The sequence below is a fragment of the Streptomyces sp. NPDC026538 genome (assembly GCF_055567535.1).
In genome coordinates this window covers 83,817-106,345 of record NZ_JBVHQG010000008.1, presented here as the reverse complement: position 1 = coordinate 106,345, position 22,529 = coordinate 83,817, and the positions used below count along the sequence as shown (strand labels likewise).

The window sequence follows — 22,529 nt, the reverse complement described above, 5'->3', positions numbered from 1 at the left end:
ACAGAACGGCGCCGCGCGGACGGCACAGAAATGGCGCCGCGGGGATCCGCAGCGCCATCGACACCCCCCATGAGAGCATCGTCGGGCGACCGGCTCAAGTGTTCCCGATTTGACTGAGCCATCGGCCCACTCCCAACCCACGAGGCCGGCTACTCGGGGCACCAATGGCCCAGCTCAGCGCGGATCGACTGTGAGCCATTGGTACAGTCGCACTCCATGAGCGTGGACGAGCTCGACACCCGCATCCTGCGCCTGCTGCTGGAGCAGCCGCGCACCAGCGTGCGCGAGTACGCCCGGATCCTCGGTGTCGCCCGGGGCACCCTCCAGGCCCGCCTGGACCGGCTGGAGCGGGACGGTGTGATCACCGGCAGCGGCCCCTCCCTCTCCCCCGCCGCCCTCGGCCACCCGGTGCTGGCCTTCGTACACATCGAGGTCACCCAGGGCCACCTCGACGACGTGGGGGACGCGCTGGCCGCCGTGCCGGAGATCGTGGAGGCGTTCTCGATCACGGGCGGCGGGGACCTGCTGACCCGGGTGGTGGCGCGGGACAACGCCCACCTGGAGGACGTGATCCAGAAACTGATCAGCCTGCCGGGAGTGGTACGCACCCGCACGGAGGTGGCCCTGCGCGAACGCGTCCCGTTCCGCCTGCTGCCACTCGTGGAGTCGATCGGCCGGACGGCACGCGCGTAACGACATCCTTGGCCGCGGGCCGCACGCTCATCGTCGGCGGGCGGCCGCCGGGACTCACCCGGACGGACCAGTACCGCCAGCCGTTCGCTCCGCCGGTCGTGCGACATCTGTGGTGCCTGCATAGCGTGGCGGCATGACCACGACCTGGGCAAAGCCGCAGCGACCGGCCACCGAGGACCGGCGGTGGCGGGCGCTCGGGGTGTGTCTGGCGGCCGGCTTCATCTCGCTGCTCGACACCTCCATCGTGAACGTGGCACTGCCCTCGATCGAGCACGGGCTCGGCGCGACCGAGGCCGCCCAGTCCTGGGTGGTCTCCGGCTACGCCCTGACCTTCGGGCTGGCGCTCGTACCGGCCGGCCGGCTCGGCGACATGCGCGGGCGGCGCCAGGCCTTCCTCCTCGGGCTGGCCGCGTTCACGGTGGCGTCGGCGGCCTGCGGGCTCGCCGCGAGCCCCGACCGGCTGGTGGTGTTCCGGCTGATCCAGGGCGCGGCGGCGGGCATGGTGGCCCCGCAGACCTCGGGACTGATCCAGCAGATGTTCCAGGGCGCCGAACGGGCCAAGGCATTCGGGCTGCTGGGCAGTGTCATCGGCGTCTCGACGGCGGTCGGTCCGCTGGCGGGCGGCCTGATCATCGACGCGGTCGGTACCGGCGACGGCTGGCGCTGGGTGTTCTTCGTCAACCTGCCCATCGGGGTGGCCGCGTTCGCCGCCGGACTGCGGCTGCTGCCCCGGTTCCCCGCCTCGCCCGGCCGACGGGAGGAGTTCGACCCCGTCGGGGTGGTGCTCCTCGGCGCCGGGGTGCTCGCGCTGATGCTGCCGCTGGTGCAGGAGCAGCAGTGGACCGGGCGGCTGAAGTGGGCGCTGCTGCCGGTGGGCGGAGCGCTGCTGGGCCTGTTCTGGGTGTGGGAACGGCGGCAGGGACGGCTCGGCCGGGCACCCCTGGTCGATCTGGAGCTGTTCTCGCTGCGGTCCTTCACTCTCGGCGCGCTGATCAGCCTGACCTACTTCGCGGGCTTCACCACGGTCTTCTTCGTCCTCGCCCTGTTCCTGCAGAACGCCGCCGGATACAGCGCGCTGGCCTCCGGGCTCACGGTGCTGCCGTTCGCGATCGCCTCGGCGGTCGGTGCCGCCCTCGGGGGCCGGCTGGTGGTGCGGCACGGACGCAAACTGGTCGTCATCGGCCTCAGCGGGGTGGCCGTGGGGCTGCTCGGGATCGCCGCGGTGGCGTGGCTGGTGCCGTTGGAGGACCTGGGGTGGGCCGCGGCGGTGCCGATGATCGTCGGCGGGATCGGCTCCGGTCTCGCGGTCTCCCCCAACACGACGCTCACGCTCACCCGCGTCCCGGTGAAGCGGGCCGGAGCGGCCGGCGGGGTGCTGCAGACCGGCCAGCGCGTCGGCTCGGCGGCCGGAATCGCCGTGGTGGGCTCCGTGTACTTCGCCCACCTCGCGAACGGCGGCCGGGCCACCGAGGCGCTCCAGCTGGGCCTGCTCACGTCCGTCGGACTGATCCTGGTGGCGCTGTGCCTGGCGACCGCCGACCTGCGCGAGCGGTCGCGGGTGCCGGAGGACGACTGAGCCCAGGGTGTTCCGGGCCGGGATTCTCCTAGGCGGCCACCGCCTCGGTCGGGATCTCATGACCGGCTGACGTGTGACTCGTGACCGGCCGGAATGCGGCTCGTGACCGGCTCCTGGCGGGAGGCCGGCGACCGGCCGGCCCGAGGCCTACGACCTGCCGACGCGCCGCTCATCACCCGCCGGCTCGTGGCTCATGACCGGCGGCGGGGCTTTCCGCGTTTCGCGGGCTTGGCGGACTGGGTGCGCTTGGCTCCGCCGGTCCCGGACCGGCCCTGTGCGCCACGGCCCGCCGCGGTCGCCTTCTGTGGCCGTTTCGGCTGCGTCCGCCCGCCCTGGGATCCCTGCGGCGCCTGATCGGCCTGGCGGCCGCGCGTGCTGTTGACCGTGCGGCCGCGGACGATGCCGATGAAGTCCTCGACCAGGTCCGTGGTGGCCTCCTCGGGCCAGGACAGGGCGACGGTCGACTGAGGGGCGTCGGTGAGCGTCCGGTAGGTGAGGTCCCGGCGGTGGTGCAGCCGGGCCAGCGACTGCGGGACGACCAGCAGGCCGACGCCGGCGGCGACCAGTTCGACGGCGTCCTCGGTGGTGGCCGGGCGCTCGAAGGCGGGCTCGCCGGGCGGTGCGTCCCAGTCGAAGACGTCGTCCAAGGGGTGGAAGAGGACCTCGTCGGCGAGGTCGGCGACGGTGACCTCCTCGGCCGCCGTGATCACATGGTCCTTGGGTACGACGACCACAGAGGCCTCGGTGTAGAGGGGGATCGCGCTGAAGAACGTACGGTCCACCGGGAGCCGTACGAAACCCGCGTCCGCGTGCCCCGCGCGCAGCATGTCGGACGCCTCGGCGGCCGTGACCTGGTGGAGGCTGAGGGGGATGCCGGGCAGCCGCTCCTGCCAGATCCGTACCCATTTGGCGGGCGTCACGCCCGGGACGTACGCGAGCCGGAACGACGGTGTTTCCTCCGAGCCTGTCACCTGGCCAGGTTAACCGGCCGGGGGCGGCAGCCCCGCATCGGCCGGGAGCGGCAGCCCCGCATCGGCCGGAGATGGCGGCCCCCGTCGGCCGGAGACGGCGGGTCTGCATCGAGGGGTCTGCATCGACGGTGCTGGCGCCTCGGCGTCGGCCGCGGTCGGCGGCCCCATGTCGGCCGGAGACGGCGGCCCCCCGTCGGCCGGAGACGGCGGTCCTGCATCGACGGTGCTGGCGCCTCCGCGTCGGCCGCGGTCGGCGGCCCCGCGTCGGCCGTGGTCGGCGGTCCCGCGTCGGCCGTGGTCGGCGGTCCCGCGTCGGCCGTGGTCGGCGCCTTCCTACCCGGCCGATACCCTTGACCTCATGAGTTCGCACCAGACCACCCAGACGATGAAGCCCGCGACCGCGGCGAAGAAGCTGGGTGTGTACCTGCCCGCCACGCCCGCCGCTTTCCAGGAGGGCGTGGTCTCGCGCGCCGAGCTGACCGAACTCCAGGCCGACCCGCCCGAGTGGCTGCGCGAACTGCGGGCCAACGGGCCGCACCCGCGTCCGGTGGTCGCGGAGCGGCTGGGCGTGTCCATCGCGGGGCTGGCCCGCGGCGGGGTCACCGAGCCGCTCACCACCGAGCAGATCGAGGAGCTCAAGCGCGAACTGCCCGAGTGGCTGGCGAAGGAGCGCGCCACCCAGGCGGAGGTCCGCAAGGAGGGCGCACGGCTGAAGAACCTGAAGCGCGAGAAGGAGGCGGGGCAGGGCTGACGCCCTCCCCCGACTGACTTCCGCACGGCCCCGGTCCAGGCGTCTCCGCCTCGGACCGGGGCCGTTCCGGTATCCCGCCTCACGCCCCTCGGCGGCCCTTGTCACCCCTGATGAGGGGCGGTTCTCCTCCATCGCCGGGGACCGTGGAGGGCGTTGTCAGTGGTCTCCCCTACAGTCGCCATCACTTGATCAGTGCGGTGCGGGGAGGCAGGCATGGGGCGGGTGGCGGCCGGGGACTACGAAGTGGCCCTGGACGACGGGAAGGTGGTCTGCCACAACGCGGCGGGACGGCGGCTGAAGTCCGTGCCCGCGAAGCTCGCGGACGATCCGGCGGCGGTGGGACTGCGGCAGCTCACCGAGTGGCTGCAGCGGCGCGAGCGGCGGTGTCTGGCCGATGTGGAACGGTGGTTGACCCGTTCGCTGCCGGTGCCGCTGGAGGTCCTCACCCGCGTCTGGCCGGACCCGGCCTGGCAGGCTGCGCTGCGCGACCTCGTGGTCACCGGCGCCGACGGCGAGGTCGCCGGCTTCCTGCGGGACGGCGACGCCGAGCGCGGGATCGGCCTGGTGGATCTCGACGGCGACACCGTGCGCATCGCCCCCGACCTGGTCCGGCTGCCGCACTGGCCTTCCCGGGGAACACGGCCGCGGACACCCGCCGACTGCACCGGCACGGTCTCGCCACAGCCGGGGATATCCTCGACGAATTACTCGCGGCCGCGGCGGAACGCTCGCGCGACGCCTTCGGTCGCCTGCTGCCGGACACCGGCCGGTTCGCGCGGGCCTGGCTGACCGCGGCGCGCTACGCGGACGAGGTCGACCGTGTGCTGTGCGCCGCGGCCTGGGGCGGGTGACCGGGCCGACGACCGACGCGGGCCGCCACTCCCCCGTGCCGGCGGCCCGCACGACCGGAGTCGTCGAACCCGGTCCCGGTGCCCGGTTGAAGCATGCGGCAGCGGGCTGTCGCATGGGTATGCGTATAACTGCGTAGGGCGCGGGCAGAGAGGAACACGTGTTACTGGGGCTGGAGGGGGCCTACGAACGCCTCACCGGGCTGGCCGTGGCCGCGTTGAACGAGCGCGAGCCCGAACGACTGTGGCCGCTGCTCGCCGACGCGGTGACCGACCTGTGCGGCGGCGAGACGTTGATCTACAAGCTGGACGACTGGAACGAGGGCGAGGGCACCCTCGGTATGTCGGCCGCCGCGGCCGCCGAGTTGGGCCGGCTGGGCCACCGGGAGCTGGGCGTTCTGCGCTCGGGCTACCCGTTCGCCCACCACTACGCGGCCGGCCTCGGGCGTGTCCCCGTCACGGCCCGTCGGCTCGCGGGCAAGGCCTGGGCGGCGAGCGAGACCGCGCAGGTCCTCGGCCGGGCCCTGGACCTGGACCAGGTCCTGGCGCTCCCGCTGCCCGGCACGGTCACGCCGATCACCGGCTGCCTGGTCTACCGCTCCGGCGCGGACTTCACCGAGGACCACCTACGGACCGCCGAGCGGGCCCAGCCGCTGCTGGCCGCCGTCGAGCAGCAGCGCCAACTGCTCGAACAATGGCGCCGGTCGGCCGCGACAGCCGGCGAACCGGAGGAACGGGCGGCGGACTGCGCGCTGACGCCCCGTGAACTCACCGTACTGCTGCTGCTCACCGACGCCCTGACGGCGGACGCGATCGGCCGGCGTCTGGGCATTTCGGCCCGCACGGTGCACAAGCACGTCGAGAACATCTACCGCAAACTGGGCACCCGCGACCGTCTCAGCACCGTCCTGCACGCCCAGCGCCTGGGCCTGGTGCCCGCCCCCGACCGGTCGGCGGCCAGAAGGCGTGCGCCGGGCCACGTGCGTTCGCCGGGCCGCGGGCCGTCACCGGCCAGTGGGCGTCCGAAGGGCGGTGGGCGGCCACCGGAGGATCACAACGACCGGTAGCCGGGGACACGACGTACTGCGCCCGGGGCTCGGCGCGTCCCGGCTCACGGTGGATCACAACCTACGGTTCGCCCTCGTCGTCGCGTCGCCGTCCCCCCGCCGCCGAGAGCGGCCGGTACGGGCGGCGGGTCCCGGCGTCCCAGCCGCGTACGAGATGTCCACCGTGGTCATGTCCCCCACCTGATGCGCCGTGATCCGTCCGTGCGGCCCCCGTGGAAAGACCGTACCGGCCGCCACTGACAACGCGGCGTTCGAGGGAATTCGACCGAATCGGCGGAAGCGGAGCCGTGAAATTGCGTGGACGGCGGTTCCGGCCCCCCGACAGAGTGGCTGCCCATGACGAGCAGTGAGCTGTGGAGCCGCGCCGAGGCCGACCGCTACGACGCGGAGGAGACCGAGATGACCTCGGCGGCCGTGCTCGGGCCGACCGTCGAGTTCCTCGCCGAACTCGCCGGAGAGGGACGGGCGTTGGAGTTCGCCATCGGAACCGGCCGGGTCGGGGTGCCGCTCCGGGAGCGTGGGGTGCCCGTGGTGGGCATCGAGTTCTCCGAGCACATGGCGGCCGCGTTGCGCCGCAAGGTCGACGCCGAGACCCTGCCGGTGGTGATCGGGGACATGGCGACGACCACCGTGCCCGGCGAGTTCACCCTGGTCTATCTCGTCTACAACACGATCTCGAACCTGCTCACGCAGGACGAGCAGGTCGAGTGCTTCCGCAACGCGGCCCGGCATCTGGCGCCCGGCGGCCGGTTCGTGATCGAGTTGGGGGTGCCGCCGCTGCGGCTGTTGCCGCCCGGCCAGGTGGCGGTGCCGTTCGACGTGTCCCCGGGGCACATCGGTTTCGACACCTTCGACCTGGTCGAGCAGATCCTCGTCTCGCACCACCTCACCCGCGACGGCGAGGACGGCCGCTACCGCCGCGACGACTCGCGGCACCGGTATGCGTGGCCGGCCGAGCTGGACCTGATGGCCAGGATCGCGGGGCTCGAACCGGAGCGGCGCGTCGCGGACTGGGACGGTTCCCCGTTCACCCAGGACTCGACGAAGCACATCTCCGTGTGGCGCAGGCCCGCGTAGCCGGCAGCGCGGGGGCTGTTCAGCCCTGGGGCCCTGACGGGTCGGTCCGGTTTCAGGTGCCGGGCCGCCCGGCGGACGTCCAGGCGGCGTATTCCTGGCGGACGTAACGGCGGCGGCCGAGGCCCGGTGTGACCGAGTCGGGTAGGTGCGGGCCGGCCACCAGGTCGGGCCGGCGCCGGTCGTGTGCCACGAGTTGTCCGGCGGTCTGTGCGGCGGCGCCGGCCGGCCCGGGGTCGGAGCTCTGCAGGGCCATACGGTCCATGAGGGCCGCCCGGCGCAACAGCCAGGCGCGTTCGGCGACCGCGGCGTCGGCCGGCGGCCCGGCGACGGTCCTGGCCTGACGGCCGTCGCGCTCGGCCCCGAGGGCAAGTACCTGGTGCATCTCGCGGCGCAGGTCGGGCGCGTTCGCGTACGCCTCGTGCGGGGCCGGAGCGTCGATCCCCTCGCCGGCGCCCCGGGTGACGCCCTCGTCCGGTACGCCGGGGCCAACGCCGTGGCGTGCGGGGGCGGTCATGCCGAACACCTCAGGCAGGCGCGGACCTCGCGGCCGCTGCGCGTCTGGTGGATCTCGGTCGACTCTGCGAGGCACTGGACGATGCCGGTGCCGCGTCCGTGCTCGTCCGGGGCGATGTCGGGGCGGGGGCGCTCCACGGCGGTGCCGGAGTCGCTGACGACGATGTGCAGGGTGCCGAGGTCGAGCGTGAGCAGCAGGGTCATGCGCTCGCGGCCGTACCGGGCGGCGTTGGCCGCGAGTTCGTCGACGATGAGAACGGCGGAGTCCCGCTCGCTCTCGGGAACGCTCCAGGTCTCCAGCAGGTCGGCCGCGAAGTGCCGAGCGGCGGGAACGTGCGCCTCCTGCGCGGGCAGGGTGAGCAGTGCCTCGCGACGGCAGAGCGGAGAGAGCAGTGAGCTCAGGCGGGGCGAATCGGTTACAGACATGGTCTTCTGACTCTTCTGTGGATGTGCGGAGACCGGAACGTGGGAGAGCGGATCGTGGGAGACCGGAACGTGGGAGACCGTCGAGACATTCGATGAGCGGTCGGTATGCCGGGTCCTGTAGAGAAGCGCTCATTCAGTTCCACGGACGACGCATGCCGATCGGTTCGAGGAGTTCGCACCTTTTGTGGCGTATTTCCTGCCCGGTCAGATCAAGGCCGGCGGAAGACACGCGGGCCGTCGGGTGGCCGGGGATGGACAGACCTGTCCCCTGACCGGACACCGACGCGCCGAGCAGCCCCAGGGGCGTGCGGACCCCTCGCGACCTCACGCCCGGACCGTGACGAGCTTCTGACCGTTGCCGGCGACGATCTCGAAGTGCTCGATGGCACTCGGAGACATGGGGACCGCACCGGGGACCGTGGTGCCAGGAGGGTATTCGCCCGCCCGCCAGGTGGCGCCGTCCGCCCGGACCCCGCCGCGCCCGACCGCCTGCAGTCGGCAGGTGATCCCGGCCGGCGCTCCCTTGGCGGAGACCAGCAGGACGCTGCCCCAGGCAGAGGGTGAGACCTTCACCGAGGCGGTGACGCCGGTGGTGGGATCGTTTCCGGAGAAGGTGCGCACGGGAGCAGTCGCGGTCGGTCCCGGCTGCTTCGCCTCACTGCTCAGCGACCCGGCGGTCGCCAACCAGGTGCCGGCGACCGCTCCCGCCGTGAGCATCAGGGAGGCGGCGGCGCCCGCCAACTGCAGCCGCCACGTCCTGCGGCGCCGGGCCGCGGCTTGCCGCAGCAACCTCTCCAGCACCCCCGCCTCGCGCGCCGGCGGCACCTCGCTCGGGGCAGGCCGAGCGGGCGGGGCGCCCTGCGCACTCTCGGCCGCCCGCGCCACCAGCCGGCCCGCCAGGTCCTCATCGGCGGCCGGCACCGTCCGGCCTGCGGCTTCGGTCGCGGTCACCGTCGCCAGCAGTGCGGGCAGTCCCGCCAACTGTGCGTGTTCCGCCCGGCACTCGGCGCACCCCTCGAGATGGTCACGCACCTGTTCCATCTCAGCCGGAGGCAGCGTGCCCAGGACGTACCCTCCCAGCGCCAGCCGGAGGGCGTCGCACTCCGCACTCATGGTCGCCACCTCCCGCACGGCGTGGTCATGGCTCGATGCCCCGTTCCCGCAGCGCCAGCCGCAGGGCGTGCAGGGCGTAGTACGTCCGCGACTTCACGGTGCCCAGCGGGATGCCCAGCACCTGCGCGGCCTCCGCCATGGTCCGGCCCCGGTAGTAGGTCTCCAACAGGACGGCGCGGTGGTCCGGGGACAGCGCCCGGAGGGCGTCGGCCACCGCCCAGCTCTGCAGCGCCTGCTCGATCTCGTCCTCGCCCGGCGCCTGCTCCGCGGCCCGCTCGAGCGCCTCGCCGCCGACCTCGGCCGGCCTGGCCTGCCGGGCCCGGTGGGCATCGATGACCAGGTGCCGGGCGACCGTGCACAGCCACGCCCGGGCCGGGCCTCGTGCGGGCTCGAACGCGTCGGGATGCTGCCATGCCCGCAGCAACGTCTCCTGCACGACGTCCTCCGCCCATTGCCGGTCACCCGAGGTCAGCCGGAGCGCGTAGTGGAGCAGTGGCCCCGCGTGCTCGACATACAGGGTGCGCAGCAGTTCCTCGTCCGTGGTCGAAAGTGTCCCTGTACCAGAGACACGGTCCGCGGAGCGATCCGGATCGGTCCTCGGGCCACGTTTTCGGGAACGCCAGGACATAAGACGATCGTCGCTCACACTTACGCCTTTGTCCTGTGATGCACCGCATCGGCGCGATCACCCTCCGTGAGCGCCGCCAGGCTCACGCGTGCGGGACGCCGGCGGCCCGACCAGCCCGCGGCGGTCGCAAGAAAGCGCCACGAGAAAACACCACAAAAAGGTGTGAACCGACCGAACCGTTCGCTCCCGCCGCCCGTGGAGTCACACAAGAGCCGAAGTACGCGGCACGCCTTGCCCGCACCTCAGGCCGATCCCGGCCCTCGGACAGGGAACTGCCGCCTACCGCCCGAGACTTCGCTTCGTCCGCGCACTCGGTCGGCGTACCGCCCATCTCAACCCGATCATGAGGAACGAACAGCATGTACCCGTACCTTCGTACACCCGGCCGGCGGTCACGCACCGCGGCCGGACTTGCCGTCGCCTCCGCCGCCACCGCCGGCGCGCTGGGGCTCCTGAGCGCATGCGGCCAGTCGTCGCATTCCTCACCCTCCGGCGCCGGCGCCGTCACGCCGGGGCAGGGCCAGCATCGGACGGCCGGGATGCCCGGCGCCTCCGGACCGGAAAGTGCTGCACGCTCCGCTCGCGGCGCCTCACCCATGCCCAACATGAGCATGCCCATGAGCGCCCCGAGCACCGGAACGCCGACCGAGCCGGTGGCCGGGAACGCCGTAGCGATCAAGAACTTCGCATTCTCCCCGGCCACCGTGAAGGTCAAAGTGGGCACGACGGTGACCTGGACCAACCAGGACACCGACCCCCACACCGTCACCAGCTCCGGAACGGGCGGCCCGTTGCATTCGGCGGCCCTGACCACCCACGCCGCCTACAGCTACCGGTTCACCCAACCCGGCACCTACGCCTACCTCTGCACCATCCATCCGTTCATGACCGCCACCGTGGAGGTGACCCGATGACCGAGTACCTCGACCCTCACCAAGAAGCACCGACCGGCGGCACCGAGCAGCCCTCCCGGGAACACGACATGACCCGGCGCCAACTCCTCCGGCATGCAGGATGGTTCGGCGGGGCCGTGGTGCTGACCGTGGCCGGTGGCGAGGTGGTCAGTCACATCGCCGGCTCCAGGGACACCGCCGCCGGCGCCGCCCCGGCGGCACTCGCCACGACAGCGAACGGCGCCCTGCGCTTCGTGCAGGTCTCCGACAGCCACATCGGCTTCCAGGGTCCGGCGAACACGGACGTGGCCGGCTCCTTCACCGAAGCGATCCACCAGGTCAACTCGCTCGGTTTCCGGCCCGACTTCGTCATGCACAGCGGCGACCTCACCCACCTTTCCACGGCAGCCCAGTTCGACCAGGTCGGACAGATGATGACCGGCATGGAGACCGACCGCGTCTTCACCGTGCCCGGCGAGCACGACTCCATCGGCGACGCGGGCCGCGCCTACCGGCGGACCTTCGGCAAGGGCACGCTCGGCGACGGCTGGTACAGCTTCGACACCCACGGCGTGCACTTCATCGCCCTGGTCAACACCCTGAGCCTGGAGAAGCTCGGTCATCTGGGCCACGAACAGATCGAGTTCGTGCGCAAGGACCTCAAGGGGCTGCCGTCGGACACACCCATCGTGGTCTTCAGCCACATCCCGCTGTTCGCCATGTACCCGCGGTGGGGCTGGAGCACGGACGACGCGTTGCAGGTCATCGCGCTCCTGCGCCGCTTCTCCTCCGTCACCTGCCTCAACGGGCACGTGCACCAGCTGTTCACGAAGACGGACGGCAACATCACCTTCCACTCCGCCACCACCACGGCCTACCCGCTGCCGAAGCCCGGCCGGGCTCCCGCCCCCGCGCCTCAGGTCGTCCCCGCCCGACAGCTCAAGGACGCACTGGGCATTCGCACCGTCGGCTACCGCCGGGGCGACCGGGAGCTGGCGATCAAGGATGAGAGGCTGACATGACACCCGGAAGACTCCTCGACCCGGCCCTGCGGGTGGCGACCGCCGCCACGCTCGCCGCGAGCGGATACATCCACGCCCGGCTCTACGCCGACGGGTACCGCTTCATCCACATCATCGGTCCCCTGTTCCTGGTCCAGGCGAGCGTGTCCTTCGCGGTCGCCGCCCTGCTGCTGATCGGGATGCCGCCGCTGCTGACGGTCGCCGCCGGCGGCGTGGCACTGGGCGCCCTCGGCGGGTTCGCCGCCTCCCGAACCGTAGGCGTCTTCGGATTCACCGAACACGGGCTGCAGCCCGCCCCACAGGCCCTGCTCAGTCTCCTGGCCGAATCCGGGACCCTGCTGCTCCTCGCCGTCCGGCAGGCGAGCGTGACCAGACGGCGCCGTGCTGCCCGGCCTCCCCTCAGGCCACCGGTCTGGGACCGGGCCACCCTCCACACACCACCCAAGTGACGGAACCACGGAACACGGGAGTCCCCATGTCACCGCGAACACGCCCAGCGACCGCCGGACCGAGCCCACACCTGCGCAGGCTGACGGACAGCGTGCGCGCCCTGCTCGGCCTCGACGACGACACAGCCGTCGTCATCCGCCAGTTCCAGTACGACGAACCCGGCCATCCACCACGGAAGACCGTCGTCGCCGTGCTGCCCATGGACGGCGAGGCACACCGCTGGACGCTCCACCGTCCTCCCGACCAGATCACCGAGCAGGCCCTACGGGCCGCGCTGCTCCCCCACCTGCCGAACTGACGACCGTCATCCGAGGAAGCTCAACCGGACCCGGCGGTCGGGGTTGTCCTTGTTCGTGTCGACCAGGCACACCGACTGCCAGGTGCCCAGCGCCAGCCGGCCGTCGATCACCGGAAGGGTGGCGTGCGGGGGTACGAAGGCCGGGAGGACGTGATCGCGGCCGTGGCCGGGACTGCCGTGCCGGTGCTGCCAGCGGTCGTCGGCGGGGAGCAGGGTGTGCAGGGCGGCCAGCAGGTCGTCGTCGCTGCCGGCGCCGGTCTCGATGACCGCGATCCCGGCCGTCGCGTGCGGCGTGAAGATGTTCAGCAGCCCGTCGCGGCCGGCCGCTGCCTCGCGCAGGAAGGCCTCGCAGTCGGCGGTCAGGTCGACGACCCGCTCGCGGGTCCCGGTGGCGACTTGGAGCACTCGTGTGGTGAAGGCATCCGACATGCCCCCATCCTCGCCCATCCGCCGGGTCGCCCGCGTCGGCGGCAGTGCCGGGAAGATCCCCACCCGGCCCTCTGTTGGTAGAAGCGTGAACAACTTGCGCGAGGTCGAGGTAGTCGTCATAGGCGCTGGTCAGGCGGGTCTGTCCAGCGCCTATCACCTGCGCCGCACCGGTTTCGAGCCGGATCGCGACTTCGTGGTCCTCGACCACTCCCCCGCCCCCGGCGGCGCCTGGCAGTTCCGGTGGCCGTCGCTGACGTACGGCAAGGTCCACGGGATGCACGCGCTGCCGGGCATGGAGCTGACCGGGGCCGATCCCGCGCGGCCGTCCGCCGAGGTCATCGGTGAGTACTTCGCGGCCTACGAGCACACCTTCGGCCTGCGGGTACGGCGCCCGGTGAACGTCCGCACGGTACGCGAGGGCGAGGGCGGACGGCTGCTCGTGGAGACGGACGCCGGGGACTGGTCGACGCGGGCGCTGATCAACGCCACCGGCACCTGGGACCGGCCGTTCTGGCCGCGTTACCCGGGCCAGGAGACCTTCCGCGGGCGGCAGTTGCACACCGCGCAGTACGCCGGGCCCGAGGAGTTCGCCGGGAAGCGGGTGGTGGTCGTGGGCGGCGGGGCCTCCGGCACCCAGCATCTGCTGGAGCTCGCCCCGTACGCGGCCGCCACCACCTGGGTCACCCGGCGGCCGCCGGTCTTCCGCGAGGGGCCCTTCGACGAGGGCGCGGGCCGGGCCGCGGTGGCGCTGGTGGAGGAGCGGGTACGGCAGGGGCTGCCGCCGCGGAGCGTGGTCTCGGTGACCGGGCTGCCCCTCAACGACGCCATCCGGCAGGGTCTGAAGGACGGTGTCCTGGACCGGCAGCCGATGTTCGACCGCCTCACTCCGGACGGGGTGGCATGGAACGACGGCCGGCATGCCGACGCCGACGTCATCCTGTGGGCGACCGGTTTCCGCGCCGCCCTCGACCATCTGACGCCGCTGCGGCTGCGCGAGCCGGGCGGCGGGATCCGCGTCGAGGGGACCCGTTCGGTCGTGGATCCGCGGGTCCACCTCGTGGGATACGGCCCCTCGGCCAGCACCATCGGCGCCAACCGCGCGGGCCGCGAAGCGGTCCGTGACATCAGGCGGCTGCTCGCGGGGGAACCGGTCGCCGCGTGAGGTGTGCGGCCTTGCGCGTGACGTGCCGGCGCCTCAGCCGGACGACTGCGAGGCCTGCGGTGACTGCGGTGACCGCTGGGCCTGCCTCTTCCGCTCCGCGTTGAAGTCGGCCACATTGCGCTGGTGCTCTGCGTAGTCGGCGGTGAAGCGCGTGTCCCCCGGCTTGACCGTGACGAAGTACAGCCAGTTCCCCGGCGTCGGGTTCATCGCGGCGCGCATGGCGTCCTCACCGGGGTTGTCGATCGGGCTGGGCGGCAGGCCCATGCGCTGGTAGGAGTTGTACGGGTTCTCGACACGGGTGTCGTCCGCCGTGGTGTCGAGGGTGCTGCGGTTGAGGCCGTAGTTGAGGGTGGAGTCCATCTGCAGCGGCATGCCGCTCTGCAGCCGGTTGAAGACGACCCGGGCCACCTTCCCCATGTCGGCCTTGTTCGCCGCCTCGGCCTGGACGATGCTGGCGATGGTCACCGCCTGGTAGACGTTCATCGCGTCGCGCTGCGCACCGGCCGCGACGGGCGCCCTGTCGAACCGCTGGTTGGCGGTGTCGACCATGAACCGCAGCACGGACTGCGGGGTCGCGCCCTTGTCCAGGGGATAGGTGGCAGGGAAGAGGTAACCCTCGGGGTTGCCCCCGGCGTCGCCGGGCAGCTTCAGGCCCGCGGTGCCCACGGACCGCCTGGTGCTGCCGGCGGGCAGGGCGAGCGCCTTGTCGACGGCGTCGTAGATCTGGGACGCGCGCCAGCCCTCGGGGATGACCAGGGTGGCGGACCTGACGGCCGCGCCGTGGGCCAGGAACAGCAGCGGCACCGTCACGGCGGCGCCCGCCACGACGGCGACGGCCGCGACGAGGAGGAGCCTGCCCCGACGCGTCAGCCGCATCCTGTTCCGCCGGATCACCCCCGGCCTGATCGTGTTCCGTCGGACCGCGCTCCCTCGGACCGCTTTCCGTCGCGGAGTGTTCATCTGCATGCGGGAACGTTAGCCCGCATAAAGCCCTAAACCCGACATATCGTCAGCTTGTCGACCTCATCTTGTCGCCTTCGGCTCGCCGAAGGCGACTTGCGGAACGCGACCTGCCGACTTCAGCTCGTCGGCGGAGTCACCCACTGACGCCCCCGTTCGCCTCGTCGGCGCCCCGGCCGTCTGGCCGTCTCCCACTGGGCCGCGGCGTCGGTCCCGGCCGGCCCCTCGCCCGCCGTCTCCGCTGCCGCCGCCGTCTCCACTCGGGCGTCCCGGCGCACCAGCGCCGCGTACCGTCCGTCGAGTTCCAGCAGCTCCTCGTGCGTGCCCCGTTCGGCCACCTGGCCGGAGTCGAGGACGACGATCTGGTCGGCGCCGCGGATGGTGGACAGCCGGTGGGCGATGGTGAGGGTCGTCCGGTTGGCCGACAGGGCGTCGATGGCTTCCTGGACGGCGTGTTCGGTGCGGTTGTCCAGAGCGCTGGTCGCCTCGTCGAGGATGAGGACCGGCGGGTCGCGCAGGATGGTGCGCGCGATGGCCAGCCGCTGCTTCTCACCGCCGGAGAAGCGGTGACCGCGTTCGCCGACGACGGTGTCGTAGCCGTCGGGCAGGGCGGCGATGTGGTCGTGGATCTGGGCCGCGCGGGCGGCCGCGTGGAGTTCCTCGTCGGTGGCGTCCGGCTTGGCGAAGCGCAGGTTGTCGGCGACCGAGGCATGGAAGAGGTACGTCTCCTGGGAGACGACGCCGACCGCGCGGGCGAGGGTGTCGAAGTCGAGGTCCCGGACGTCGACGCCGTCCAGGGTGACCCGGCCGCCGGTGACGTCGTAGAGCCTGGGCACCAGGTAGCCGAGCGTGGACTTGCCGGCGCCGGTCGGTCCGACGACCGCCAGGCTGCCGCCGGCCGGGACGGTGAGGTCGATGCCGTCGAGGACGGGGCCGCTCTTGTCGTCGTAGCGGAACTCGACCTTCTCGAAGCGCACCTCGCCCTTCACCCGGTCGAGGTGGACCGGCTCGTCCCGCTCGGTGATGTCGATGGGCAGGTCGAGGTACTCGAAGATGCGCTGGAAGAGGGCGAGCGAGGTCTGGATCTGGACGCCCGTCTGCAGCAGGCTCACGGCCGGGCGGAACAGGCCCTGCTGGAGCGAGACGAAGGCGACGATGGTGCCGAGCGAGATCTTCGGGCCGTCCAGACGGAGGGCCATACCGGCGGTCCAGTAGATGACGGCGGGCATCGCGGCCATCACGATCGTGATCACGGCCATCCGCCAGCGGCCGGCCATGTTGGAGCGTACTTCCAGGTCGACGAGTTGCTCGGACTCGTCCGAGAAGGAGGCGGTGAGCGAGTCGGCGCGGCCCATGGTCCGGCCGAGCAGGATGCCGCTGACGGAGAGCGACTCGGTGACCGTGGCGGCCATCGCCGCCATCTGCTTCTGGCGTTCGGTGGTGATCTTCTTGCGCTCCTTGCCGACCCGGCGGCTGATCCACACGAAGGCCGGGAGCAGGACCATCGACACGATGGTGAGCCGCCAGTCGAGGGCGAGCATCGCGACGATCGTGGCGACCACGCTGGTCAGGTTGGAGACCAGGGAGGTGGCCGTCGAGGTGACGGTGGCCTGCATGCCGCCGATGTCGTTGGCTATGCGGGACTGCACCTCGCCGGTGCGGGTGCGGGTGAAGAAGGCGAGCGACATGCGCTGCAGGCGGCCGTAGACGGCGGTGCGCAGGTCGTGCATGACGCGCTGGCCGACGGTGGTGGATATCAGCGTCTGCAGGACGCCGAAGATGCTGGTGAGGACGGCGCTGAGGATCATGCCCAGGGCCAGCAGGCTGAGCAGTCCGGTGCGGCCCTGCGGGATCGCGGTGTCGAGGATCGCCTTCAGGAGGAAGGGGGTGGCGACCGAGACCAGCGAGGCGGCGCCGACCAGCAGGCCGACGATGGCGAGCCGGCCGCGGTAGGGGCGGAAGAGGCGGAGGATACGGCGCACCTGGCGGGGTTGTCCGGCCGAAGTGCTGTCGGGGGTCCAGTTGATCTCGTCTCGGGGCATGGCTCCTACGGAGGGTGTGGTGTGTACGGATTCACGGAGCATAGCTCACTGTTACCTATACTCACAATGAACATAGTCCTGATATTGTTCCCGTATGAGCACCCCCGACTCCGACGGCCCGCTCGCCGAGCAGCTGCTACGCCTGACACGCCGGGTGTGGCGTATCCAGAAGCGCCATCTGCAGGCGCGGGATCTGGGCGTCACCCCGGCCCAGTCTCGGCTGCTGCGCACCCTCGCGCACTACGACGCTCCCCCGCGCATGGCCGACCTCGCCGAGCGGCTGGAGGTGGTGCCGCGCGCGGTGACGACGCTGGTCGACGGCCTGGAGGCGAGCGGCAAGGTGTGCCGGGTGCCGGATCCGACGAACCGCCGGGTGACCCGGATCGAGATCACGGACGAGGGGCACGAGACCCTGCGCGAGCTGCGGGCGGCCCGGAGGTCCGCGGCCGAGGAGATCCTGGCTCCGCTGTCGGAGGAGCAGCGGGAGGTGCTGGGCGGCCTGCTGGACACGCTGGTCGACGGGGCTGCGGTCGCGAAGCACTGCTGAGACACGACGAAGCGGCTCCCCTCCGGGATTTGGGAGGGGAGCCGCTCTCCTTCCGCATTCCGCACGTCAGCGTTCGGACACGGACTCCTTGTCCGGCACCTGCGCGGGCACCTCGGCCTCGGTGACCGCGACTTCGGCGACCGCGACATCGGCGGGCGCAACGTCGGCGGGCGCAGCGTCGGTGACCGGGACGTCGGTGGCCGCGTCCTCATCGCCCAGCACCTTCTTCGCCCGCGCGACGTCCAGCGCGCCCTCCCAGCGGGAGACCGCGAAGACGGCGACGCAGTTGCCGAGCAGGTTGGTGACGACGCGCATCGAGTCCATGATGCGGTCGACGCCGAGCAGCAGGGCGACGGCACCGGCCGGGATCGCCCCGAGCGAGGAGGCGGTCGCGGACAGGGCGAGGAAGGCCGAACCGGGGATGCCGGCCATGCCCTTGCTGGTGAGCATCAGCACCAGGACCACGGTGATCTGCTGACCCAGGCTCAGGTCGACACCCACCGCCTGGGCGATGAACAGGGTGCCGATGGAGAGGTAGAGCGAGGCACCGTCGAGGTTGAAGGAGTACCCGGTGGGCAGCACCAGGCCGACGGCGTCGTCGCGGGCGCCCGCCCTGCGCAGCTTCTGCATCACGCGCGGCAGCACGGACTCCGTGGAGGCGGTGCCCAGTGCGAGCAGCAGTTCCTCGCGGATGTAGCGGACGAACTTCCAGAGGCTGAGCCCGGTGAGCGCCTTCAGGGCTACCGCCAGCAGGGCGACGAAGAGCGCCGCGGCCGCGTAGCACAGGACGATCAGCTTGGCGTAGGTCTCGATGACACCGAGGCCGTACTGGCCGATCAGCACGGCCATCGCACCGAAGACGGCGATCGGCGCGAGGCGCATCACGAAGCCGACGATCGCGAAGATGATCTCCTGCGCCTGCTCGATGGCCGGCAGCACCTGCGGCACCTTGGTGTGGCCGAGGTGGAGCAGGGCCGCGCCCACCAGGCAGGCCAGGACGAGCACCTGGAGCAGGGAGTTGTCGGCGAAGGCGCCGATGAAACTGGTGGGCAGGGCTTCCAGGACGAACTCGGTCGTCGAGGGCAACGAGCCGCCGCCCGTCTTCGCGTCGACCGCCTTGGCGCTCAGTGTGGCCGGGTCGACATGCATTCCGGAGCCCGGCTGGACGACGTTGGCGGCGACCAGGCCGATGACCAGCGCGAGCGTGCTCGCCACCTCGAACCAGATCAGGGCCTTGAGCCCGATCCGCCCGAAGGCCTTCAGATCACCGGCCTTGGCGATGCCGACGACGACCACGCAGAACACCAGCGGGGAGATGATCGTCTTGATGAGCCGGGTGAAACCGTCGCCGAGCGGCTGCAGGTCCGAGGCGAAGCCGGGCCACAGCCTCCCGACGACGATTCCGAGCACGAGCGCGCAGGCGACCTGCGCGAAGAGAGAGGTACGCAGTATGCGTGCGGCGCGTCGCGGCAGGGACGGTACGGACTGCGGCACGGGCACTCCTGGTGTGGGGGGGTCGACTCGCGGAAGCCGAGCGGGACTTCCGCGACAGCGGGACTTCTGCCATACGGAAAGCGGTTTCCGTGTCGATCACTCTGGAGGGTTTCTTGATCCCGTCCGAGACCACCGGGTATCAGCCGTGTAAATCACGCGCCTGGTGACGCATCGCACCAATCGGTTCAGCAGCCGCTGCGGTCCTCCGTCAGCACCCCCTGTTCGGTGGCGAGCGAGCGGTCGTAGCATCCGCCGGACCCGTACAGCCGGTAGCGCTCGCTCGACGTACCGACCGCGTGCCGCTGGTCGCGCGGCACATTCAGGGTGTACGTCGCGTCACCGCGGTAGGTGTCGTCCAGCCGCGACCATCCGCGCCCGGGCCGGCGGACCGCCGCCCGGTCGCCGAGGGTGAGTTCGGTGCGCAGGCGATCGTCGGTGCCGACGGTGGTGGCGCCGTTCATCGTGTACGTCCGGTCGGTGCGTGTCGTCCGGGACCTCCCGGCCGCCTTCACCGTGACGTTCTGGTCGTCCGTCCAGACGGCGTCGAGCGCGTCCGTCGTCTCACCGTTGTTCCAGCGGTGCGCGGACGTGTTGGCCAGCGTCCGGCTGACGGTGGTGGTCACCCGGCCGTGCGAGGTGTCGACATACCCGGAGACGGTCAGCCGGTGCCCGGCGTCGGTGTCGACCCGGTACTCCCCGGAGCCCGGGGTGTACACCGAGGAGTTGACGGGGTCGGAGGCCCTGACCGCGGTCAGCTCGCCGGTGACGTGGGCGCGGTGCGCGTCCTGCCAGACCAGCACGTTCACGGGGGCGCTCCAGCCGGCCTGGCCCTCGGGCACCCCGGCGACGGAGACCTCGACCCGGTGCGGGCGGCCGTCGTCGAGAAGCCCGGCGAACGGCGTCAGGTCGTATTCGATCGGCTTGACGTCGAAGGCGCGGGGGCCCGGAACGACGTACCAGAGGAAGGGGTTGGACCAGCCGCCGGTCCACACGTTCGGGAACGGCGCGGCGATTCCGGCCGGCCGGCCGTCCACCGCGATCTGCACCTCGCGGTACGGCCCCTTGTCCGCCTTGCAGGAGTACGACGCCGGGTCGGCCACCGTCAGATACCAGAACTCCTCGCAACCACCGCCGGACCCGGTGGCGTACACCTCGGCGACGATGCGCTCGCTGTTGCGCGGGGCGGTGAGGGTGGTACCGCCGTCCAGGGTGAGCACCTTGTCGGGGACCGTGGCCCGGGGGCGCCCCGCGTAGAACGTGAGCGTGACCTTGACGTCGATGACGCCGGTGTACGTGTCGTCGACGACGTTGCCGATCAGCATCTCGACGTCCTGCGTGCCGCGGAAGGTGTCGCTGTAGCGGGTGACGTCCTTCTCCACGTGCCACTCGATGCCGTCGGGCGAGGGCTCGGGGGTGGAGGTGCGCAGCACCTCGACGCCTCCGACGTGCAGATAGCCGAGCCGGTCGTACTGACGGCCCTTCACCTTGCCGTCGAGCCGCAGCACCACCTTGCTCCAGCGGTCGCCGCAGCCCTGGGGTGGCGTGTAGGTGCCCCGGTACGGCATGAAGTCACGGAACTGGGCCTCCGCCAGGGTGACTTGGCAGGACTTCGCGCCCTTGGGCACGGACACCGGTGGGGCGGCGGTCACCGGGTCGTGCCAGTCGGTGCCGAACTCCGCCGGGACGTCGGCGGCTACGGCGGCGGAGGCACCCGTACCGAGGAGCGCGCTCACCAGGAGGGGCACCCCGGCCAGCCCGGCAAGCATGGACATGACGATCCGTCTTCTCATGGCCGGTGTTCTACGGGGAGTTGGCCGCCGGCCGCAATGAGGAGACCGGCCGACCGCTCCGCGACCCGCGTGGACCCACGCCAGGAGAACAAAAAGTGCTATAAGCGGATCTTACTGACACAGTGCTCCCATGGAGATCACGACCGCTCGCGTCCGTCGCGCGGCCCTCGCCCTCGCCCTCGGCGGTGCCGTCGCCCTCACCTGCGACGCCGTGCTCGCCGACCTCCCGCACCGGAGCCACGGCTCCCCCGCCCCCGGCCCCTCGGCCGCCGCCTCCGACCCGGCCCCGGCGCCCGGCGCCCCGGGCATCGGCGACCCGCTGATGCCGCTGGACGGCAACGGCGGCTACACGGTGCGCCGTTACACGCTCGACTTCGACTGGCGGGCGCCCGAGACGCCGTTCGAGGCCGGCGCCACCATCAGCGCCACCGCCACCCAGGCCCTGTCCCGGTTCGACCTGGACTTCGCCGGCAACACCCTGCACAAGGTCACCGTCGACGGCGCACCGGCCGGCGCCGTACGGGACGGTGACGAACTCGTCGTCACGCCCGCGCGACCGATCCCCCGCGGCCACGCGTTCGCCGTCCGCGTCACCTACACCGCCGACCCTACCCAACGCCGGCGGCGCGGCGACGCGATCCGGGAGTACGGCTGGGTCCCCACCGCCGACGGCACCCTGCTCTGTGCGCAGCCCGACGGCGCCAAACTGGTCTTCCCGGTGGACGACCACCCCAGCCTGCGAGCCCCGGTCACCTTCCGCATCACCACCCCCGCGGGGCTCCGCGCGGTGGCCAACGGCCGGCTCGTCGACCGTGCCCAGCGGCCGGGCGGGCGCGTGCGCTGGACGTACGACTCCGAGGAGCCCATCGCGGCCCAGCTGATCCAGGTGGCGATCGGGAGGTTCACGGTCGTCGACAGCACGGGCCCACGCGGCCTGCCCGTCCGGGACGTGGTGCCGGACGGCCTGGTCGCGGACACCGAGGCCGACCGCGCGCTCACGCCGGAGCACCTCGCCTGGCTGGAACGGCGGCTCGGCCCGTACCCGTTCCGCCGCTACGGCGTGCTGGTCGGGGACACCGACCTGCCGGTGGCGCTGGAGACGCAGTCGCTGTCCGTCGTGCCCAAGGACGACCTGCTCGGCGACCGGGTCGACGCCGAACGCAATCTCGTCCACGAGCTGACCCACCACTGGACCGGGGACAGCGTCGCCATCCGGCGGTGGTCCGACCTGTGGCTGAGTGAGGGTCATGCCCGGTTCTACGAGCGGCTGTACTCCGACGAGCACGGCGGCGTCCGCATGGAGGACGCCATGCGGGACGCGTACGAGCAGCACGACCAGTGGCGCCACGACGACGGAGCCCCCGCCGAGCCGACGGAGCCGACGCTGTTCAAGGTGATGCGGTACGACGGTTCGGCGCTGGTTCTGTACGCCCTGCGGGAGAAGGTCGGTGACGAAACGTTCGACCGGATCGAGCGCACCTGGGTGACCAGGTACCGGGGCCGCGCGGCCGGCACCAAGGACTTCGTCGCGCTCGCCTCCGAGGTCGCGGGCGAGGATCTGACGCCCTTTCTGACGCCCTGGCTGTACGGCCCGGACACCCCGCCGATGCCCGGGCATCCCGACTGGCGGGTGGACCCGGTCGAGGACTGAGTCGGGACGTCCGGCGACCGTCCCTCGGACGCGATCCGCTGCCGCCGACCGGGTGGCCTCTGCCGGACCGCTGGTCCACCCGGTTGACGTTCGGCGCGCCGTGCCGCGCCGAACACGGAAACGTACGG

Annotated in this window: 21 protein-coding genes and 2 pseudogenes; 13 read left to right on the top strand and 10 right to left on the bottom strand. The window is 71.9% G+C overall.

The window, feature by feature from the left end; all coding sequences use genetic code 11:
- Positions 1-216: 216 nt before the first annotated feature.
- Together ACZ4N4_RS29970 and ACZ4N4_RS29965 are read left to right on the top strand one after the other, a co-directional pair.
- Positions 217-693: an Lrp/AsnC family transcriptional regulator gene (locus tag ACZ4N4_RS29970; RefSeq protein ID WP_453563989.1), complete on the top strand. Its 477-nt coding sequence runs from the start codon at positions 217-219 to the stop codon at positions 691-693.
- 133 nt (positions 694-826) lie between these two features.
- Positions 827-2,269: an MFS transporter gene (locus tag ACZ4N4_RS29965; protein WP_467594575.1), complete on the top strand. Its 1,443-nt coding sequence runs from the start codon at positions 827-829 to the stop codon at positions 2,267-2,269.
- Positions 2,270-2,460: 191 nt separating this feature from the next.
- Here ACZ4N4_RS29965 and ACZ4N4_RS29960 read toward each other — a convergent pair whose 3' ends face one another.
- Positions 2,461-3,240, bottom strand: a complete 780-nt coding sequence (locus tag ACZ4N4_RS29960; protein WP_467594572.1) for a LysR family substrate-binding domain-containing protein — start codon at positions 3,238-3,240, stop codon at positions 2,461-2,463.
- 358 nt (positions 3,241-3,598) lie between these two features.
- Between ACZ4N4_RS29960 and ACZ4N4_RS29955 the strand changes: the two genes are divergently transcribed.
- The 4 genes and pseudogenes from ACZ4N4_RS29955 to ACZ4N4_RS29940 all read left to right on the top strand — a co-directional run bounded on the left by ACZ4N4_RS29955 (position 3,599) and on the right by ACZ4N4_RS29940 (position 6,983).
- Positions 3,599-3,991, top strand: coding sequence for a DUF5997 family protein (locus ACZ4N4_RS29955; protein WP_450764179.1), 393 nt, complete (start codon positions 3,599-3,601; stop codon positions 3,989-3,991).
- 213 nt (positions 3,992-4,204) lie between these two features.
- A pseudogene (locus tag ACZ4N4_RS29950) lies at positions 4,205-4,612 on the top strand (DUF4132 domain-containing protein); the annotation flags it as partial.
- Positions 4,613-5,000: 388 nt separating this feature from the next.
- Positions 5,001-5,906, top strand: a complete 906-nt coding sequence (locus ACZ4N4_RS29945) for a helix-turn-helix transcriptional regulator (protein WP_453563982.1) — start codon at positions 5,001-5,003, stop codon at positions 5,904-5,906.
- A gap of 336 nt (positions 5,907-6,242) precedes the next feature.
- Positions 6,243-6,983, top strand: a complete 741-nt coding sequence (locus tag ACZ4N4_RS29940; RefSeq protein ID WP_467594569.1) for a class I SAM-dependent DNA methyltransferase — start codon at positions 6,243-6,245, stop codon at positions 6,981-6,983.
- A 52-nt stretch (positions 6,984-7,035) separates the two neighbouring features.
- Here the strand turns inward: ACZ4N4_RS29940 and ACZ4N4_RS29935 are convergent, their stop codons facing one another.
- The 4 genes from ACZ4N4_RS29935 to ACZ4N4_RS29920 all read right to left on the bottom strand — a co-directional run bounded on the left by ACZ4N4_RS29935 (position 7,036) and on the right by ACZ4N4_RS29920 (position 9,663).
- A complete protein-coding gene (locus ACZ4N4_RS29935) occupies positions 7,036-7,497 on the bottom strand; it encodes a hypothetical protein (protein ID WP_453563977.1) in 462 nt (153 codons plus the stop codon).
- Complete coding sequence (locus tag ACZ4N4_RS29930; RefSeq protein ID WP_467594566.1) at positions 7,494-7,922, bottom strand: ATP-binding protein; 429 nt, start codon at positions 7,920-7,922, stop codon at positions 7,494-7,496. Before ACZ4N4_RS29930 ends, ACZ4N4_RS29935 begins: the two co-directional genes overlap by 4 nt.
- 324 nt (positions 7,923-8,246) lie before the next feature.
- Entirely contained in the window at positions 8,247-9,035 is a 789-nt protein-coding gene (locus ACZ4N4_RS29925; RefSeq protein WP_467594563.1) for a zf-HC2 domain-containing protein, read from the bottom strand.
- Between the two features lie 25 nt (positions 9,036-9,060).
- Entirely contained in the window at positions 9,061-9,663 is a 603-nt protein-coding gene (locus tag ACZ4N4_RS29920; protein WP_453563971.1) for a sigma-70 family RNA polymerase sigma factor, read from the bottom strand.
- A gap of 617 nt (positions 9,664-10,280) precedes the next feature.
- On the opposite strand from ACZ4N4_RS29920, the gene ACZ4N4_RS29915 reads away from it, so the two are divergent.
- Genes ACZ4N4_RS29915 through ACZ4N4_RS29900 form a run of 4 tightly spaced genes read left to right on the top strand, consistent with a single transcriptional unit; the run spans position 10,281 to position 12,326 of the window.
- A complete protein-coding gene (locus ACZ4N4_RS29915) occupies positions 10,281-10,577 on the top strand; it encodes a plastocyanin/azurin family copper-binding protein (RefSeq protein ID WP_453563969.1) in 297 nt (98 codons plus the stop codon).
- Positions 10,574-11,578: a metallophosphoesterase family protein gene (locus ACZ4N4_RS29910; RefSeq protein ID WP_467594559.1), complete on the top strand. Its 1,005-nt coding sequence runs from the start codon at positions 10,574-10,576 to the stop codon at positions 11,576-11,578. The genes ACZ4N4_RS29915 and ACZ4N4_RS29910 overlap by 4 nt, the downstream gene beginning before the upstream one ends.
- The gene (locus ACZ4N4_RS29905) at positions 11,575-12,027 is read left to right on the top strand and encodes a hypothetical protein (RefSeq protein ID WP_453563965.1); all 453 of its coding nucleotides are present in this window, start codon (positions 11,575-11,577) and stop codon (positions 12,025-12,027) included. Before ACZ4N4_RS29910 ends, ACZ4N4_RS29905 begins: the two co-directional genes overlap by 4 nt.
- A gap of 26 nt (positions 12,028-12,053) precedes the next feature.
- Positions 12,054-12,326 carry a hypothetical protein gene (locus tag ACZ4N4_RS29900; RefSeq protein ID WP_467594556.1) on the top strand — a complete coding sequence of 91 codons (273 nt, stop codon included), beginning with the start codon at positions 12,054-12,056 and terminating at the stop codon, positions 12,324-12,326.
- Positions 12,327-12,332: 6 nt separating this feature from the next.
- Here the strand turns inward: ACZ4N4_RS29900 and ACZ4N4_RS29895 are convergent, their stop codons facing one another.
- On the bottom strand, positions 12,333-12,755 hold the full coding sequence (locus ACZ4N4_RS29895) for a secondary thiamine-phosphate synthase enzyme YjbQ (RefSeq protein ID WP_453563961.1): 423 nt from the start codon (positions 12,753-12,755) through the stop codon (positions 12,333-12,335).
- 85 nt (positions 12,756-12,840) lie between these two features.
- Here ACZ4N4_RS29895 and ACZ4N4_RS29890 point away from each other — a divergent pair, with 85 nt between their 5' ends.
- Positions 12,841-13,917: an NAD(P)-binding domain-containing protein gene (locus ACZ4N4_RS29890; protein ID WP_453563959.1), complete on the top strand. Its 1,077-nt coding sequence runs from the start codon at positions 12,841-12,843 to the stop codon at positions 13,915-13,917.
- A gap of 33 nt (positions 13,918-13,950) precedes the next feature.
- Here ACZ4N4_RS29890 and mltG read toward each other — a convergent pair whose 3' ends face one another.
- Positions 13,951-14,793 (bottom strand): endolytic transglycosylase MltG, encoded by an 843-nt coding sequence (mltG, locus tag ACZ4N4_RS29885; RefSeq protein WP_467594552.1) that lies wholly within the window; start codon positions 14,791-14,793, stop codon positions 13,951-13,953.
- A 338-nt stretch (positions 14,794-15,131) separates the two neighbouring features.
- Positions 15,132-16,919: pseudogene (locus tag ACZ4N4_RS29880) on the bottom strand (ABC transporter ATP-binding protein); the annotation flags it as partial.
- A 94-nt stretch (positions 16,920-17,013) separates the two neighbouring features.
- Here ACZ4N4_RS29880 and ACZ4N4_RS29875 point away from each other — a divergent pair.
- Complete coding sequence (locus ACZ4N4_RS29875; protein ID WP_450764219.1) at positions 17,014-17,466, top strand: MarR family winged helix-turn-helix transcriptional regulator; 453 nt, start codon at positions 17,014-17,016, stop codon at positions 17,464-17,466.
- A gap of 66 nt (positions 17,467-17,532) precedes the next feature.
- Here the strand turns inward: ACZ4N4_RS29875 and ACZ4N4_RS29870 are convergent, their stop codons facing one another.
- On the bottom strand, positions 17,533-18,960 hold the full coding sequence (locus tag ACZ4N4_RS29870; protein ID WP_467594549.1) for a cation:dicarboxylate symporter family transporter: 1,428 nt from the start codon (positions 18,958-18,960) through the stop codon (positions 17,533-17,535).
- Between the two features lie 185 nt (positions 18,961-19,145).
- Positions 19,146-20,750: a peptide-N4-asparagine amidase gene (locus ACZ4N4_RS29865; protein WP_467594547.1), complete on the bottom strand. Its 1,605-nt coding sequence runs from the start codon at positions 20,748-20,750 to the stop codon at positions 19,146-19,148.
- A 130-nt stretch (positions 20,751-20,880) separates the two neighbouring features.
- Between ACZ4N4_RS29865 and ACZ4N4_RS29860 the strand changes: the two genes are divergently transcribed.
- Positions 20,881-22,401: a M1 family metallopeptidase gene (locus tag ACZ4N4_RS29860; protein WP_467594544.1), complete on the top strand. Its 1,521-nt coding sequence runs from the start codon at positions 20,881-20,883 to the stop codon at positions 22,399-22,401.
- The last annotated feature ends 128 nt before the right edge of the window (positions 22,402-22,529 follow it).

Coding starts and splice junctions, on each gene's coding strand:
- ACZ4N4_RS29955 (WP_450764179.1), top strand. CDS start 3,599: ATGAGTTCGCACCAGACCACCCAGACGATGAAGCCCGCGACCGCGGCG.
- ACZ4N4_RS29925 (WP_467594563.1), bottom strand. CDS start 9,035: ATGAGTGCGGAGTGCGACGCCCTCCGGCTGGCGCTGGGAGGGTACGTC.
- ACZ4N4_RS29860 (WP_467594544.1), top strand. CDS start 20,881: ATGGAGATCACGACCGCTCGCGTCCGTCGCGCGGCCCTCGCCCTCGCC.
- ACZ4N4_RS29875 (WP_450764219.1), top strand. CDS start 17,014: ATGAGCACCCCCGACTCCGACGGCCCGCTCGCCGAGCAGCTGCTACGC.
- ACZ4N4_RS29920 (WP_453563971.1), bottom strand. CDS start 9,663: ATGTCCTGGCGTTCCCGAAAACGTGGCCCGAGGACCGATCCGGATCGC.
- mltG (WP_467594552.1), bottom strand. CDS start 14,793: ATGCGGCTGACGCGTCGGGGCAGGCTCCTCCTCGTCGCGGCCGTCGCC.
- ACZ4N4_RS29935 (WP_453563977.1), bottom strand. CDS start 7,497: ATGACCGCCCCCGCACGCCACGGCGTTGGCCCCGGCGTACCGGACGAG.
- ACZ4N4_RS29970 (WP_453563989.1), top strand. CDS start 217: ATGAGCGTGGACGAGCTCGACACCCGCATCCTGCGCCTGCTGCTGGAG.
- ACZ4N4_RS29930 (WP_467594566.1), bottom strand. CDS start 7,922: ATGTCTGTAACCGATTCGCCCCGCCTGAGCTCACTGCTCTCTCCGCTC.
- ACZ4N4_RS29900 (WP_467594556.1), top strand. CDS start 12,054: ATGTCACCGCGAACACGCCCAGCGACCGCCGGACCGAGCCCACACCTG.
- ACZ4N4_RS29910 (WP_467594559.1), top strand. CDS start 10,574: ATGACCGAGTACCTCGACCCTCACCAAGAAGCACCGACCGGCGGCACC.
- ACZ4N4_RS29895 (WP_453563961.1), bottom strand. CDS start 12,755: ATGTCGGATGCCTTCACCACACGAGTGCTCCAAGTCGCCACCGGGACC.
- ACZ4N4_RS29915 (WP_453563969.1), top strand. CDS start 10,281: ATGAGCGCCCCGAGCACCGGAACGCCGACCGAGCCGGTGGCCGGGAAC.
- ACZ4N4_RS29940 (WP_467594569.1), top strand. CDS start 6,243: ATGACGAGCAGTGAGCTGTGGAGCCGCGCCGAGGCCGACCGCTACGAC.
- ACZ4N4_RS29865 (WP_467594547.1), bottom strand. CDS start 20,750: ATGAGAAGACGGATCGTCATGTCCATGCTTGCCGGGCTGGCCGGGGTG.
- ACZ4N4_RS29905 (WP_453563965.1), top strand. CDS start 11,575: ATGACACCCGGAAGACTCCTCGACCCGGCCCTGCGGGTGGCGACCGCC.
- ACZ4N4_RS29965 (WP_467594575.1), top strand. CDS start 827: ATGACCACGACCTGGGCAAAGCCGCAGCGACCGGCCACCGAGGACCGG.